The organism is Microtetraspora sp. AC03309, assembly GCF_020826795.1.
Taxonomy (GTDB): domain Bacteria; phylum Actinomycetota; class Actinomycetes; order Streptosporangiales; family Streptosporangiaceae; genus Microtetraspora; species Microtetraspora glauca.
Genome location: NZ_JADDIL010000026.1, coordinates 51,581 through 67,045, shown reverse-complemented (window position 1 = coordinate 67,045; position 15,465 = coordinate 51,581). Strand labels below are relative to the sequence as shown.

Sequence of the window (15,465 nt, the reverse complement as noted above, 5' to 3'; positions counted from 1 at the left end):
TCAGCGGTTCACAGAGCTCTGGACGACCGAGGTCGCGTCCACGGCGCCTTCCTGGTCCTTGGCGCCCGCGACGACGACCGGGCTGCCGACCTTGAGGTCCGTGACCTTCCCGGCCTTGGTGACCTGCACTTTCGTGTCACCGCTGGTCCTGATCGTGACGATGGTCCCGCCCGAGGTCTGGACGTAGATCTTGCTGCCGTCCACGAGCTTGACCGTGCCGACGGTCATGTCGCCCGCCGCGCCTCCACCGGAGGAGCCGGCGCCGCCCCTGCCCTGCTGGCCCTGCCCCTGACCACCCTGACCACCCTGATCTCCCTGACCACCCTGACCGCTCTGGGCACCCTGACCGGTCTGGCCCGGTCCCTGGCCTTGACCGGCGCCGCCGCGGAGACCGCCGCCGGCAGCCCCGGGATAGCCACCGGGGAAACCGCCGCCACCGCCGTACCCGCCGCCGAAACCGCCGCCGGCGAGGCCGCGCGCACCGGCTCCCGCGGCCGCGCCGCCACCGGACGGGGACGCGGTCCCCCACGCCTTCTGCGCCTGGATGCCGGCCAGCACGCCCGCCACGAGCACGACAGCGGCGCCGAGCGCGAGGGTGACCTTCGACATCCCCCGCCCGGCCGGACGCACCTCTGGCTCCGTCTCGGGCTCGTCACCGAACGGCGAGGTGTCCAGCAGGTCTCCCGCCGACATCTCGGCCTCGGACCTGTCCGCCTTCGCCTTCGCTCTGCTCATCTCAACTCCTGGTTTGGGTGCTCGCCTCGGGTCACCGCGCGGCGGCGCGGGATCACTCGAAGCGCAGTGCCTCGATCGGGCGCAACTTCGCGGCGCGGTTGGCGGGATAGCTGCCGAAGAACAGGCCGATGGCGACGGAGACGCCCAGAGCCAGCACGATCGACTGCGGCACGATGACCGGCTGCACCCCGGCGATCGTGAACTGGCTGCCCGCGACGGCCACGCCGACCCCGAGCAGGCCGCCGATCAGGCTGAGCAGGGTCGCCTCGATGAGGAACTGTCCGAGGATGGCCCCCCGGGGCGCGCCGATCGCCTTACGGATGCCGATCTCGCGGGTCCGCTCCGTCACGGTCACGAGCATGATGTTCGTGATGCCGATGCCGCCGACGAGGAGGCTGATCGCCGCGACCGCGCCGAGGAGCACGGTGAACGTGCCGGTCGCCTCGGTCACCGTCTCCTGCAGGCTGGCCTGGTTGAGTATCCGGTAGTCGGCCGTCGCGCTGCCCGTGATGTCGTGCCGCTGGTTGAGAATCGCGGTGATCTCCGCCTCAGCGGCGTCCGTCGTCTCGGCGCTCGTGGCCTGGATGACGATGCTGCCGAGCGAGCCGTACCCGGACAGCGTCTGCTGTACGGCCGGCAGCGGCGCGATGGCGATGTCGTCGGCGTCCTGGCCGCCGGTGGAGCCCGATTCCTTCAGCACGCCGACGACCGTGAAGGAGACGCCCTCGATGCTGACCCTTCCGCCCACCGGGTCGGCCTGGCCGAAGAGCTCTTCGGCGACCGTCTTCCCGATGACCACCACCTTGCGAACCCCCGTGACGTCCTGGTTCGTGAAGTACGCGCCCGAGGCGACCGGCTTGTTGGTGGCCTCGAAATAGCTGGGGTACGTGCCGACGACCTGGGATATGTCGTGACTCGCCCCTTCGTACGTCGTCGTGGCGGAGGAGGCGGTCACCACGGGCGAGACGCTCTTGACCGAGGGAGCGTTGCCCGATCCTGCGAGCGCGCGGGCGTCGTCGAGGGTCAGCCCCCGCGCCTGGGTGCGCGGGCCGCCACCGCCGCCCGACCGGCCTCCGGGGCCGCCGAACCCGCCGGAGAACGACGCGGAGACGGTGAGGGTGTTGGCCCCCAGGCTCTGGATCCGCTGCTTGATCGACTCCGACGATCCCTGACCGACCGCGACCAGCAGGATGACCGCGGCGACCCCGATGAGGATGCCCAGCATCGTCAGGACGCTGCGCATCTTGTTCGCGGTCAGGCCGCGTACCGCGAACCGGGTGATCTCCAGGGCGTTCATCGGTCACTCACCGCTTCCGTGGGGGGTCGGAGCCCGGCGAGGGGCGGCGGCTCGTCCACCGGCGCCTGCCTGCGGTCCTCGACGATCTGACCGTCCATCAGCCGGATGACACGCTTGGCGTGCGCGGCGACGTCGTCCTCATGGGTGATCACGACGATGGTCCTGCCGCTCACGCTCAGCCGGTCGAAGATCGCCAGAACGTCCCGGGTGGACGTGCTGTCCAGGGCTCCGGTCGGCTCGTCGGCGAGCAGCAGCGTCGGCGAGGTGACCAGTGCGCGGGCGACCGCGACCCGCTGCTGCTGCCCGCCGGACAGCTCGTTCGGCTGGTGCCCCACCCGGTCGGCCAGGCCGACCAGCCCGAGCGCGACCAACGCCCGGCGGCGACGCTCGGCCGCCCGCACCCCTCCGTACGCCAGGGGAAGCTCGACGTTCGCCAGCGCGCTCATCCGGGGGATCAGGTTGAACGACTGGAAGATGAACCCGATTCTCCGGTTGCGCACCCGGGCGAGCTGGACGTCGTCGAGCACGCCCACATCGGTGCCGCCGAGCAGGTACGTCCCCGTGGTCGGGATGTCGAGGCAGCCGATGATGTTCATCAGCGTGGACTTGCCGGACCCGGACGCGCCCATGATCGCCACGTAGTCGCCGCGTTCGACGGTCAGCGAGACACCGCGCAGGGCGTGCACGGTCGCCTCGCCCTCGCCGTAGATCTTCCTGACGTCACGGATGAGGAGGACCGGCTCGGCACCGGATGCCTCGCCGCCCGGGACATCGTCGCGCGGGCCGTCGGCGGGCGGCGGGTCGAACGGCACGGCCGTCGTCCAGCCGTTCCCCGCGCTGTACGCGCCGTCACCGGGCCGGGCCGTGGGCCCGTTCAGCGGCTCGTTCAGGGGCTCGTTCAGGGGCTCGTTCATCGGCCACCGGCCGGTCCGCCGCCGCCACCCGGCATGCCGCCGGGCATCCCGCCGCCACCGGTCCCGAAACCGCCCTGCATCCGGCCGCCACCGGTCCCGGTGGATCCGCTCGTCCCGCCGGACGTGGTGGCCGGCCGTACCAGCTGGTCTCCCTCGGAGACGCCGGACCTGATCTCCGCCGTGTCGTCGCCCTCGACGCCGACCTCCACGGTCTGCGTCACTCGCTGCCCGTCGCGCAGCAGGGTGACCGTGGTACGACCACCGGTGGTGGTGATCACCGAGGTGGGCACGGTGACCACGTTCTCGGCCTTGTCCACGACGACCGCGACCGTGGCCGTCTGGCCGAGTCGTACGCCGTCGGGGATCTCGGTGAGGGTGACGGTCACGGGGTACTGAACGACGTTGTTGCTCGTCGTGGCGACCGGGTTGATGATGCTGACCCTGCCCTGGGCGGTCACCCCGCTGAGCGCGTCGAACGAGATCGTGGCCGCCTGGCCGACCTTCAGCTTCGTGACGTCGGACTCGGTGAAGTTGCCGACGATCTGCATGCGGGAGGTGTCGATCAGCTCGATCGTCCCGGAGGAGCCGGACGAGCTTCCTCCCGACGACGCCCCGGCCGCGCCACCTCCTGACGACGCCCCTCCGGACGACGCCCCTCCGCCGCCTCCTGACGAGGATCCGGCCGTGTCACCGATCACGCCGTTGATCGCGGTGACCGTGGCGCTGAACGGCGCCTTGAGCACGGTCTCCGCGAGGGCCCGTTTGGCGCTCTTGTAGGAGTTGAGCGCCTTGACGTACTGCGAGTAGCTGGAGGCGGTCGCCTGGCTCTCGTTCTGCTCCTTGGCCACCGTGAGGCTCGCGGACGCGGCGGTGAGATCGTCCCTCAGCGAGGAGCCGTCCAACCTCGCGAGAACCTGCCCCTTTTTGACCTTCTGGCCCTCTTTTACGTTTATCGAGGAGATCGTCCCGCTGGTACGGAAGTCGAGGGACGCGCTCCGAGCGCTCTCCAGCGAGCCGGAGGCCGAGACCGAGTCGAGGACCGTGCCCCGGCCGACGGTCACGGTGGAACCCCCGGCCGCGCTCGCGGGACCGGCCGCGGTGCCCGCGAGGGAGAGATAGGCGGCGACCGCACCACCCGCCACCAGCACCCCGAGGGTGCCGTTCACGATCAGCGCCCTGCGCCTGGTCGACAGCTTCACGGGCCTTCACCCTGCCTGGCGGGGCTTGAGCCAACTTCGGACGTGCCTGAAGCTTTGCTGACAACTGCGCCCGTACGCGGGCACCTACACAGACAACTCTCAGGCGCACCTGAGCCTGGTATGACCTGACACCAGCACCATTTTGCGCATGATTGTTCCGCCCAAGGTCCTTCGCACAGGAGGTCTGGCCCTCGCCTGCGCCGTACTCGCCTGTGGCGGCGTCTACCTTCTCGGTGGCGGCGACGAGACCGCCACCACCGCGAGGATCGAGCTGGTGGCCGCCAAACGCGGCAACGTGACCTCTGCCATCTCCGCGAGCGGCAACACGGTGGACGCCAACAGCCGTGACCTGTCGTTCAGCGCCTCGGGCACCGTGCGGAAGGTGTACGTCAGACCCGGCCAGAAGGTCCGGGCGGGACAGGCCCTCGCACGCGTCGACGGCACGGAGGCCAGGGAGAACTACCTCGCGGCCCGCGCCGCGCTGTCCGCCGCGTACGAGGCGCTCGACGACGCCGAGGAGGCGGAGAGCTCCTCCACGGCCTCCCCCACGTCGGACCGTTCCTCCACGTCCACGTCGGACCGGACGACGTCCCGGCAGTCCGCCGCGCCGTCCGCCGGCCCGAGTTCCTCCGCCGCCGCGACCTGCCCGCCCGGAGGCGGCGGCGCCTCGGCGACGCCCACGGCGTCCTCGGCCGCTCCGTCGCCCTCGGTGGTCGGCCCCGTCGTGGTGACCCCCGCCGCCCCGGTGGTGACGACCTCCTCCACCCCGGTGCCGATCTCGACGACGACGTCGCACCCGACGCCGATCTCCACGACCACCTCCGAGCCCACGCCCGTCTCCACGGTCACGACCACCACGACGTCGGAGCCGGGATCGGCTGGCCAGGAGACCGTACGGCAGTCCTCCGAGGTGAAGCAGTCCTCGCGGCGGGCGCACGCACAGCCGACACCGGAACCCTCGGATTCCGCGTCGACACCTGAGCCGGCCCAGCCGACACAGGAGAGCCGGCCGAACCCGGCCCCCACGGTCACCGTCACCCAGACGATCATCATCAAGGAACGGGTGACCGTCAGGGAGACGGTCACCGTCACCCAGGGCATCATCGAGACCATCGTCAAGATGCTCACCGTGACCACGAACACCGGGTCCGGCGGGGTAGGCGGCTCCGCGGGCTCCTCGCCGGCCGCGACGACCGGCGGTGGAGCGAACCCGTCGGCGAGCCCGTCGGGGAAGGCGTCGGTGAGGCCCTCCACGACGTCCGGCCCGGCCGCGACCTGCGGCACCGGCACCGGCACCGGCACCGGCACCCAGAAGTCCACCACCGGGAACCGCACCACAGGATCGAACGGTTCCACCGGCGGCGCATCGCCTCAGGGCGGCTCGTCCGGCACCGGCGTCTCCGGAGGCGCGGCGGGCGGTTCCTCCGGCGCCGGCTCAGGCGGCGGCACCGGCATGGGCGGGGGGACCACGTCGGTCGAGCAGGCCGAGGCCGACCTCGCCACGGCGAAGCGCGAGTTCGCGGACGCCAAGGAGGCGCTGGCCGGAGTGATCATCAAAGCCCCCTCGAAGGGCACGGTCATGACCGTCGGCGGCAAGGCCGGGGACACGGCGAGCGCGGGATCGGCGTTCATCACCCTCGGCAACCTGGACGAGCTCCAGGTGAACGCGCTGTTCACCGAGTCCGACGTCGGCAAGCTCAAGGTCGGACAGCAGGCCACGGTGACCATGGACACCCACCCCGACCAGGAGTTCACCGGAACCATCACCCACGTCGACGTCACCGCGACGACGAGCGACCAGCTCGTCCGGTACGGCGTGCGCGTCGCCCTCTCCAGCTCACCCGAGAACCTGCTGGTCGGGCAGACCGCGTACGTCCAGGTGACGACCGACGAGGCCGAGAACGCGGTCTACGTCCCCGCGCGTGCCGTGGAGATCGGATCCGGCGGGACGGCGACGGTCACCGTGCGCAGCGGCGACCAGGATGTCCGGCGTCAGGTGAAGACCGGCGTGGAGAGCGACCAGTACATCCAGATCGTCGAGGGCCTCGACGAGGGCGATCAGGTGATCGTGTCGAGCGGAGCCTCCGGCCCGGGGACGTTCCCGGACGGGACCTTCCCAGGACTCACGCCCACGCCGACCCCGACAGGGAGCCCGGCACGTGAGACCGGGAGGTGACGCGCCCCCGGGGAGGTGACGCCGAGGAATTCCGAGGTGGGACTCGGGAGGGCGAGGTCACCTCACCCGACACCCGCGCCGGACACCGTGTTGCCCGACCCCGTGTTGCCCGACCCCGTGTTGCCCGACCCCGTGTCTCCCGATCCCGCGTCATCGTCCATGGCCTCGTCGGGGATCAGGACCTCGGGGACCAGCGGGAGGAGGACGCGGAAGGCCGCACCGGCGCCCGGCGCCGTCTCCACGGTCACCGTGCCGCCGTGCGCCCGGACGATCGCCGCCACGATGGACAGCCCCAGACCGCTACCGCCCAGGGACCGGCTGGCCGACTCGTCCCTGCGGGCCCGCGACAGATCCGCACGGTAGAAGCGCTCGAATACGCGTCCTGCCTGGTCCGGTGTCAGGCCGGGCCCCTTGTCCGCGACCTCGACGACGGCCCGCGCGCCGATCACCCCGACCCGGATCGTGACCGGCGTCCCCGCGGGTGTGTGGGTCATCGCGTTGTTCATCAGGTTGCCGACGACCTGGCGCAGCCGTACCTCGTCCCCTTCGACGATCAGGGCGACGTCGGAGTCGACCAGCAGGGACACGTCCCTGTCCGGTTCGAGGATCCGCGCGTCGTACACGGCCTCGGCCGCGATGGCGAGGAGGTCGACGGGATGCTCCTGAAGCGGGCGCTGCTGGTCCAGCCGGGCGAGCAGCAGCAGATCGTCCACGAGCAGGCCCATGCGGGCGGCTTCGTCCTCGATCCGCCGCATCAGGCGGGCGGTGTCGCCGCCGTCGGCCGGGACTCTCCGGTGGAACTCGGCGAACCCCCGTATCGAGGTGAGCGGCGTGCGCAGCTCGTGTGACGCGTCCGCCACGAACCTGCGCATCCGCGCCTCCGACTCGCGTGCGGCCGCCTCCGACGACGCCTTCGCCTGGAACGCCGACTCGATCTGGGACAGCATGCCGTTGAGCGAGCGGGAGAGCCGCCCCACCTCGGTACGCGGATGACGGTCGGGCACGCGGCTGCTGAGATCGCCGTCGGCGATGGCCTCCGCGGTCCGCTCGATCTCGGTCAGCGGGCGCAGGCTCCGCCGTACGGTGACGATGCCGACCACGGCGAGTACGCCCATGACGATGGCGCTCCCCAGCAGCTCTATGAGCGCGAGCCGGGTGGTGATCTGCTGGACGGAGTCCAGGTCGACGGCGACGAGCGCGGTTCCGCCGTCCTCGCCTCGCACGACGCGCACCCGCCACATGCCGTTCCCCGACTCGGCCGCGACGGTCTGCGGCATCTCGGTGTCATGGGGCGGGGAAAGCGGCCCGGGCAGGCCCTCGACGGACATCCCGGCCTGCGAGGCGATCAGTCCGCCGTCGCCGCCGTAGATCGCGACCCAGCCGTCGGGTGGGGTACGCAGCCGGACGAGTTCCAGCGGCTTGCGCTTCATCTGCCTGCCGACGTCCCTCGCGACCATGTCGAGTTGCGCGTCGACCCTGTCGACGAGGTAGCCCCTGAGCACCGAGACACTGCCCACGCCGATGACGGCGAGGGCGACGGCGACCAGCGCCAGCATCGCGGCGATCAGCTTGATCCGCAGCGGTGTGCGGTCCGACCACCTCCCCGCCATGGCTACACGACGCCGGACGGGGGCGTTCGCATGACGTATCCGACGCCCCTGAGCGTGTGGATCAGACGCGGATGGGAGTTGTCGACCTTGCGGCGGAGCACCGACACGTACGACTCGACGATGCCGGCGTCACCGCGGAAGTCGTAGTCCCACACGTGGTCGAGGATCTGCGCCTTGGACAGCACCCGCCCGGCGTTCGCCATGAAGTACCGCAGCAGCTTGAACTCGGTCGGGGACAGCGGGATCGCGCGGCCACCGCGCCACACCTCGTGGGACTCCTCGTCCAACTCGATGTCGGCGAAGGTCAGCCGGGGCGGCGGCGCCATCGGGTCACCCGCCGTACGGCGGAGCACGGCCCGGATACGGGCGATGACCTCTTCGAGGCTGAACGGCTTGGTCACGTAGTCGTCGCCGCCGAGGGTGAGCCCACGGATCTTGTCCTCGGTGGCGTCCCGCGCGGTGAGGAAGACGACAGGCGTGTGTGTTCCGCCACCACGCAGGCGGCGGACGATGTCGAATCCATCCATGTCGGGCAACATCACGTCGAGGACGATCAGGTCGGGCCGGTGGCGCTGAGCCGCCGCGACCGCCTCACCTCCGTTGGAGGCGGTAGTGACCTCGAATCCGGCGAACCGCAGGCTGGCCGCCAGCAGTTCCAGGATGTTGGGCTCGTCTTCAACGATCAGCAACCGGGCTTCTGGGAATTCGCTCACCATGACATGTTGACCGAATTTCCTTAAGGCAACGTGAAGATGACGTTCGGGGCATCGAGCACTATATGAGGTTCACCTTAAAGGCACCGTCAAGGCGACATGTCGGGCGATAGCGAGGCTCGCCGTGGCCGCAGGCGACGGCGCGTTCCTGACCAACACGATCCGTCCGTGGACGTCGATCGCGAAGTCGTCGAGCAGCCGCCCGTCCCGGCCGACCGCCTGGGCGCGCACGCCTCCCTCCGCCGGCTCCAGGTCGCCCGGACCGAGCGAGGGGACATAGCGCCTGGCCGCGGCCAGGAAGGCGTCCTTCGCCAGCGAGCCGTACACCTCGTGCACGCCGGTGCGCCAGTTCCTCCCGGCCATCCGCCACGTGCCCGGCCAGCCGAGGATCTCCCGCAGATCGCCCGGCGACACGTCCCGCCACCGGTACCCCTCGAACGCCAGGGCCATGACCGCGTTGGGGCCGACCAGGACCTCCCCGCCGATCCGTCTCGTCAGGTGGACGCCCAGGAAGGGGTAGCGGGGGTCCGGCACCGGGTAGATCAGCCCGCGCACCCGGTGACGCGCCGCGCCCGCCAGCCGCTGGTACTCCCCGCGGAACGGCACGATCCGCACGTCTCCCGGAGCCCCGGCCAGCGCGGCCACCCGGTCCGTGCTCAGGCCGGCGCAGGAGACCAGCGCGTCGAACGTGAACCTGGACCGTCCCGCGACCACCTCGACGCCGCTCGCGGTCTCGCGCAGCCGCCTGACCGGATGCGACAGCCGTACGGCACCGCCCATGGCGGCCAGGTCCTCGGCGAGGCGGCGGGCGACGGCCGGGAAGTCGGTGATCGCGGTGGTGGGCGAGTGCACCGCGCCCGCGCCCACCGCGAACGGCTCGATCTCGCGCAGGGCGAGCGCGTCCAGTTCGGCGATGCCGGGCACCCCGTTCTCGCGTGCCCTGGCCGCGATCCGCCGCAGGCCGGGTAGCTCCGCGCGGGTCGAGGCGATGACCAGCTTGCCCACCTCGTCGTACGGCAGGCGGTGCTCGGCGCAGTATTCCCGGAGCATGGCGGCGCCGTCCCGGCACAGCCGCGCCTTGAGCGATCCGGGGGCGTAGTAGATGCCCGCGTGCACGACCCCGCTGTTGTGCCCGGTCTGGTGCGCTCCGACTCGGCTCTCCTTGTCGAGCACGGTCACATCGGCGCCCGTGCCCGCCAGCTCCCGGGCCACGGCCAGCCCGAGGATGCCGGCGCCGATCACCCCGATCTTCATGGACGTACGGCTTTCGCCCCCAGAACGCGCATCATCGCAAGTTAGCGCAGGCGACACCCCAAGGGACAGTCCCCTTGATCGAACTCTTGTTCGGTATGCTGATGGGCGTGTATCTGCCTCCCGGATGGCCGTCCGAGGTGCGCCCGCCGGACACCCCCGACTGGGAGGAGTCGGCGGCGGCGTGGCTGCTCGACGCGGTCCCGCCGGACTACCGCGCGTACGGCGTGCTCAGGCGGCATCCGCTCGCGCTCGCCCGGATGGCCCGCCACCACGTCCAGGCCGAGATCGAGGCGGCGAGGACCGGTTATCGGGGCGCCGCGGTCGAGCTCAAGGGCCACCTGCCGCCGCACGCCGTCGAGGCCGTGCTGGACGCCTACCGCCGCGAGGGCCCCCGCCTGGTCCGCCTGGCCCGGTCGATCGAGCTGGTGGAGCACGCGCTGCGCGGCGAGCCGTTCGTCGCCAGGATGTGACCCACCGTCCCGGAGGTCAGCGCGCGGTCCGATAGGCGATCACGGTGATGATGCCGATCGCCCCGACGGCCGTCCCCAGCCAGAGCGCGACCATCGAGAGCGGGATCCCGCCGCTCTCCCGCCCGCCCGACGCCGCGGTGGAACCCGTGTCGGCGGGCCGTGCCGTACCGGCCGGGGCGTCCGCGGCCTCAGCCGGCGTCGGGGAGGCCGATGCCGAGGCCGACGTGACACCGGCCGGCAGCGGCACGAGGTAGACCGGGCTGCCCACCCCCTCCGAGCCGGTCAGCAGCGCCTTGCCGTCCCGCGTGTACGTGATGGACTCGGCCTGCTTGAGCGGCGGCATCGTGAGATGGGCGATGAGATCGCCGGGCGCGCGGTAGAGCGAGGCGGAGAAGTAGGTGCGGATCACGAAGCTCGACCCGTCCGGCGCGTACGCGGCGTCCGTCGCCATGATCGGCGCGGGGCCGACCCGGCGGAGCAGGTTGACCCGGTCGGTCCGCAGGCTCTTGGGCGCCGCGTAGACGGAGCCGGAGAACTCCTTGCTCACGATGTACAGCCGGCCGGTCTTGGGGTGGACCATCAGGCCCTCGGCGTTCCTGGCGCCGCCCTCGTACCGGAAGCGGTACCGCGTGGCCTGGAGCGTCGCCGACCGCATCGTCTCCGGCTCGGCGACCTTGTACACCGAGACGTCCGGCCAGGCGCCGTCGAGGTTGTCCCCGATGTCGGCGAACCACAGCACGCCCTTGCCGGTCGCGGGGTCCACGGAGGCGGCCATGGCCTCCCAGTCCCGCGCCGTCACCCCGGCCAGCCTGAACGTGGCCCGGGTCCGCCCGTCCGTGCCGACGGCGAAGAACCGCGCGCTGTCGCCGCTGTCGTTGTGGGTGTAGACGATGTCGTCATGGGTGGGCGAGACCGCGAGACCGCTGGACTCGTCGATCCGCGAGTCGCTGAAGCTGAACAGCAGCCGCTCGCCGTCCCGCGTCGCGGAGGAGCCTGTCCCGGCGGTCGCCTGCTCGGCCGTGGCGGGACCGGCGCCGAGCGGCAGGGCGAGCACCGGCACGAGGGCGAGCATCGGCGGCACCAGCCGGCGCAGACGCCCACCGGCGCGGCCGTCCGAGTGCTTTGTCCTCCGCATCGGCAATCTCCCCGTCCCGCTCCCCATGCGCCAATCATTCCCGACGGAACCCGCGCCGACGCCGGGGCCGGGCCGCGCCGGCCGTGATCGGGTGGATTCGGCGCCGGATGCGCTCGACTGGAGTCCACTCCAGGTTCCTAGTGTGGACTCCATGGATTACGGACAGCTCGGCCGCACAGGTCTCCAAGTCAGCAGGCTCTGCCTCGGCACGATGAACTTCGGCCCCGTGACCTCGGAGGCCGATTCCTTCGCCATCATGGACCACGCCCATGAGCTGGGGATCAACTTCTTCGACACGGCCAACGTGTACGGATGGAAGCTGGGCGAGGGGATCACCGAGAACATCATCGGGCGCTGGTTCGCCCAGGGCAGGGGCCGCCGCGAGAAGACGGTCATCGCCACCAAGCTCTACGGCCCCATGGGCGAATGGCCGAACGAGGGACGCCTGTCGGCGCTCAACATCCGCCGGGCCTGCGACGCGTCGCTGAAGCGCATGCAGACCGACTACATCGACCTCTACCAGGCCCACCACGTCGACCGGAACACCCCGTTCGAGGAGTTCTGGGAGGCCATGGACATCCTGAAGCAGCAGGGCAAGATCCTGTACGTCGGCTCGTCCAACTTCGCCGGCTGGCACATCGCCAAGGCGCAGGAATCCGCCCGCCGTCGCAACTCGCTCGGGCTGGTCTCCGAGCAGTCCCACTACAACCTGCTCGTCCGGGCGGCGGAGCTGGAGGCCATCCCGGCGTGCGAGGACTACGGGCTCGGCCTGATCCCGTGGAGCCCGCTCGCGGGCGGCCTGCTCGGCGGCATCCTCCGCAAGATCGACAAGGGTCGCTCCGCCTCGGACGTGATCGCCAAGGAGCTGGAGAAGCACCGCGACAAGATCGAGCGATACGAGGGGTTCTGCGACGAGCTCGGCGAGGACCCGGCGAACGTCGGCCTGGCCTGGCTGCTCCACCAGAAGGCCGTCACCGCGCCCATCATCGGGCCGCGCACGCTGGACCAGCTCGACGGGACGATGAAGGCCCTGGAGATCACGCTCGACGAGAAGGCGCTCGCCCGTCTCGACGAGATCTTCCCGGGCTTCAAGACCGCTCCCGAGGAGTACGCCTGGTAGCTAGCGGAGCAACGCTCCGACCACCACGATGAGCACGAGCAGCGCGAGCACCGTAGGCAGCAACCAGCGACGAGGACGATCCACGCATTGGAGCCTAATCGCGTCCACCGAGTGGGTAGACCGCGACCTGCTCATAGCGAACATGGGATCCCAGATGGCTGCGCACCAGATGGACGGCTCCCGCCTCCCATTCGCGCCCGTGGAACGCGCTCATCGAGGAGACGAGCGACCGCAGATCGTCGCCGTGCCGTGAGCGGGCCCGTGAGCGGGCCAGGGTCAGGTGGGGGTGGAACGACTTCCGGTCCACCTCCGCGGCCCCGGCCCGCCGCGCGCCGGCGGCGAGCGACGCCGCCAGCCGTACCAGCGGCTCCGCGAACGGCCCCGAGGGAGATCGGCCGTGAGCGCCCCCGTGATCATCCCCGTGAGAGCTCTCCTGCAGGTCGCCGGGAGGGCCGGCGTACGCGTCCCGGGCGCTCGCGGACCCGGCGGGAACGGTGTTGAGGCCGATCCAGAAGGTCCTTGCCCGGCCGGGCGAGGGAAACGCCCCCGCGGCGCCGAACCACACCGTCATGGGCGCATAGCGCGAGGCCGCGCGCGCCAGCCGTACGTCGAGCTCGGGCAGCACCTCGTCGGGCACCTCACCGAGGAACGCGAGGGTGACGTGCCACAGCGCGTCGTCCACCCACCGCAGATCCGGCCACTCCGCCCGCCTCGGGCCGACCTCGGCGGCGATCTCGGCGAGCACGCCGGCAGGCGGTGACAGCGCCACGAACAACCTGCTCACCCAGTGATTCTCACCCATCGGCGCGCGTCGGCGTGAGGGAGGGTCCGGCGGCCCGGCCCCGATCCGCGCCCATCGGCGTCGAGGGAGGGCCGGGCGGCCCGGCGGACCGTCAGGCGGCCCGCCGCAGCCTCCAGCGCGGCGGCACCGTCACGGGCTCCGCCGCCTCGTCCGGCGTCTCGACCCGGGCCGCGCCCGAAGCGTCACCGGGAATCTCGGCCACCGCCCCTTCCAGCGCCTTCTCCGGGCGCGTCCGCGCGGCCACGATCCTGGTCACCAGTACGGCGAGGCCGACGCCGAGCACGCTGAGCACGCCCGCCACCACGACCGACACCCGCGGCCCAGCCATCTCGGCCAGCCAGCCCACCAGGGGCGAGCCGATGGGAGCGCCACCGGTGAAGACGAGGACGTAGATCCCCATCACCCGTCCGCGCATCTCGGGCGACGCGCCCATCTGGACGGTGGCGTTGGCGGTGGTGTTCACCGTGACCACGGCCATCCCGGCCGGGATCAGGAACGCCAGGAACGCCGGGTAGCCGGGCGCCAGTCCCGCGATGGCCTGGAACACGCCGAAGCAGATCGCGCCGATTATCAGGAATCTACGGCTCGGCCTGACCCGCTTGGCGGCCAGCAGCGCCCCGCCGAGGGCGCCGACGGCGAACGCGCTGGACGCGACGCCGAACGAGGACGCGCCCGCGCCGTACACCTGGGTCGCCATGAGCGCGATGCTGGTCGAGAAACTCTGCGTGAATATCGCCATCGAGCCCACGATCAGGATCGGCAGCAGCAGGTCGGGACGCCGCCCGACGTACCGCAGCCCCTCGCGGAGCTGGCCCTTGGCGCGCGTCACCGGTTCCGGGGTGCGCAGCTCGGACGTACGCATCATCGCGAGGCCGCCGATCACCGCGGCGAACGACACCGCGTTCAGCAGGAAGATCGGACCGGTGCCCATCCAGGAGATGAGCACGCCGGCCAGAGCCGGCCCGAAGACCCGGGCCAGGTTGAACGTCGAGCTGTTGAGGGCGATCGCGTTCGACAGGTCGTCGCGGCCGACCATCTCCACGACGAACGACTGCCGGGTGGGGACCTCGACGCAGGAGATCACGCCGAGGACGAACGCCATCACGTACACATGCCAGACCTGGGCGGACCCGGTGAGAGTGAGCAGGCCCATGGTGAGGGCGAGCACGCCCATGAGCGACTGGGCCACCATGAGCACCGGCCGCTTCGGGTAGCGGTCGGCGAGCATCCCGCCCCACAGCCCGAACAGCAGCACCGGAAGGAACTGCAGCGCGACGGTCACGCCGAGCGCCACGCCGCTGCCGGCGGTCAGCTGGAGGACCAGCAGGTCCTGGGCGGTCCGCTGCATCCACGTGCCGACGTTGGACACGATGCCGCCGGCCGCGAACAGCCGGTAGTTGTGGTTGCGCAGCGACCGGAACATGCCGCCGCGCGCGGGCGCGCGCTCAGGCGCGGGCGTGGTCGGGGCGTCCCCGGCCTCCTCGGCGCGGGTCAGCTCTTGGAGAGTTTCTCCAGGATCGGCGCCGCCGCCCTCAGCGTCGCCCTCTCCTCGGCCGTCAGCTCCTTCAGCCGCCGGGCCAGCCATGCCTCCTTGGTCCGCCGCTCCTCCTTGAGGAGCGTCGCTCCCGCGGCCGTCACACTCACGGTGACCTGCCGCCGGTCCGTGGGATGGGGGCTGCGGGCCAGCAGGCCGCGCTCCTCCAGTTTTGCGATGACGCGAGTCATCGAGGGCGGTTGCACCTTCTCGTGCTCCGCCAGCTCTCCGGGCGTCATCGCGGTGTGCCGCTCGACGGCGGCCAGCGTCGCGAGCTGGGTGGGCGTCAAGGCGTGCCCCGCGGCCTGCTTGCGCAGCCGGCGATTCAGCCGCGCCAGGGAGACGCGCAGCGCGGACGCCAGCCCTGCGTCGGAGCGTAGGTTCGCGATCGGTTCTGTCTTGGGTTCGTTCGTTAGCATGCGTCATTACCTTTGCTAACTATACCGGCCGTGGCCGGTATTCCACAGTTCGGGCTTACGTCAAAAAAACGCAAAACGCGACCCTCG

At 71.2% G+C, this 15,465-nt stretch carries 14 protein-coding genes; 3 read left to right on the top strand and 11 right to left on the bottom strand.

Translation table 11 applies throughout. The features are described from left to right. The 4 genes from IMZ11_RS17590 to IMZ11_RS17575 are packed head-to-tail and all read right to left on the bottom strand — an operon-like array spanning window position 1 to window position 4,145. Window positions 1-735 carry a hypothetical protein gene (locus IMZ11_RS17590; protein WP_228642710.1) on the bottom strand — a complete coding sequence of 245 codons (735 nt, stop codon included), beginning with the start codon at window positions 733-735 and terminating at the stop codon, window positions 1-3. Between the two features lie 52 nt (window positions 736-787). Then, on the bottom strand, window positions 788-2,032 hold the full coding sequence (locus tag IMZ11_RS17585) for an ABC transporter permease (protein ID WP_228642708.1): 1,245 nt from the start codon (window positions 2,030-2,032) through the stop codon (window positions 788-790). After that, window positions 2,029-2,946: an ABC transporter ATP-binding protein gene (locus IMZ11_RS17580; protein WP_374462280.1), complete on the bottom strand. Its 918-nt coding sequence runs from the start codon at window positions 2,944-2,946 to the stop codon at window positions 2,029-2,031. The genes IMZ11_RS17585 and IMZ11_RS17580 overlap by 4 nt, the downstream gene beginning before the upstream one ends. Continuing rightward, window positions 2,943-4,145 (bottom strand): efflux RND transporter periplasmic adaptor subunit, encoded by a 1,203-nt coding sequence (locus IMZ11_RS17575; RefSeq protein WP_228642706.1) that lies wholly within the window; start codon window positions 4,143-4,145, stop codon window positions 2,943-2,945. The genes IMZ11_RS17580 and IMZ11_RS17575 overlap by 4 nt, the downstream gene beginning before the upstream one ends. A gap of 148 nt (window positions 4,146-4,293) precedes the next feature. On the opposite strand from IMZ11_RS17575, the gene IMZ11_RS17570 reads away from it, so the two are divergent. After that, window positions 4,294-6,321 carry an efflux RND transporter periplasmic adaptor subunit gene (locus IMZ11_RS17570; RefSeq protein ID WP_228642704.1) on the top strand — a complete coding sequence of 676 codons (2,028 nt, stop codon included), beginning with the start codon at window positions 4,294-4,296 and terminating at the stop codon, window positions 6,319-6,321. A 62-nt stretch (window positions 6,322-6,383) separates the two neighbouring features. On the opposite strand, the gene IMZ11_RS17565 is transcribed toward IMZ11_RS17570, so the two are convergent. From IMZ11_RS17565 to lhgO, 3 genes are all read right to left on the bottom strand, one after another. Continuing rightward, a complete protein-coding gene (locus tag IMZ11_RS17565) occupies window positions 6,384-7,931 on the bottom strand; it encodes an ATP-binding protein (protein ID WP_228642702.1) in 1,548 nt (515 codons plus the stop codon). A gap of 2 nt (window positions 7,932-7,933) precedes the next feature. Next, window positions 7,934-8,647 carry a response regulator transcription factor gene (locus tag IMZ11_RS17560; RefSeq protein ID WP_061260828.1) on the bottom strand — a complete coding sequence of 238 codons (714 nt, stop codon included), beginning with the start codon at window positions 8,645-8,647 and terminating at the stop codon, window positions 7,934-7,936. 69 nt (window positions 8,648-8,716) lie between these two features. Beyond that, entirely contained in the window at window positions 8,717-9,898 is a 1,182-nt protein-coding gene (gene lhgO, locus IMZ11_RS17555) for an L-2-hydroxyglutarate oxidase (protein WP_228642700.1), read from the bottom strand. Window positions 9,899-9,999: 101 nt separating this feature from the next. Between lhgO and IMZ11_RS17550 the strand changes: the two genes are divergently transcribed. Next, complete coding sequence (locus IMZ11_RS17550; RefSeq protein ID WP_228642786.1) at window positions 10,000-10,368, top strand: hypothetical protein; 369 nt, start codon at window positions 10,000-10,002, stop codon at window positions 10,366-10,368. Window positions 10,369-10,384: 16 nt separating this feature from the next. On the opposite strand, the gene IMZ11_RS17545 is transcribed toward IMZ11_RS17550, so the two are convergent. Next, window positions 10,385-11,503: a hypothetical protein gene (locus IMZ11_RS17545; protein ID WP_228642698.1), complete on the bottom strand. Its 1,119-nt coding sequence runs from the start codon at window positions 11,501-11,503 to the stop codon at window positions 10,385-10,387. 151 nt (window positions 11,504-11,654) lie between these two features. Between IMZ11_RS17545 and IMZ11_RS17540 the strand changes: the two genes are divergently transcribed. Then, window positions 11,655-12,623, top strand: a complete 969-nt coding sequence (locus IMZ11_RS17540) for an aldo/keto reductase (RefSeq protein WP_228642696.1) — start codon at window positions 11,655-11,657, stop codon at window positions 12,621-12,623. 94 nt (window positions 12,624-12,717) lie between these two features. Here the strand turns inward: IMZ11_RS17540 and IMZ11_RS17535 are convergent, their stop codons facing one another. The 3 genes from IMZ11_RS17535 to IMZ11_RS17525 all read right to left on the bottom strand — a co-directional run bounded on the left by IMZ11_RS17535 (window position 12,718) and on the right by IMZ11_RS17525 (window position 15,378). Continuing rightward, on the bottom strand, window positions 12,718-13,407 hold the full coding sequence (locus IMZ11_RS17535; protein ID WP_228642694.1) for a 2'-5' RNA ligase family protein: 690 nt from the start codon (window positions 13,405-13,407) through the stop codon (window positions 12,718-12,720). 109 nt (window positions 13,408-13,516) lie between these two features. Continuing rightward, window positions 13,517-15,010 (bottom strand): MFS transporter, encoded by a 1,494-nt coding sequence (locus IMZ11_RS17530; protein WP_228642692.1) that lies wholly within the window; start codon window positions 15,008-15,010, stop codon window positions 13,517-13,519. Further along, window positions 14,917-15,378, bottom strand: a complete 462-nt coding sequence (locus IMZ11_RS17525) for a MarR family winged helix-turn-helix transcriptional regulator (protein WP_228642689.1) — start codon at window positions 15,376-15,378, stop codon at window positions 14,917-14,919. Before IMZ11_RS17525 ends, IMZ11_RS17530 begins: the two co-directional genes overlap by 94 nt. Window positions 15,379-15,465: the final 87 nt, after the last annotated feature.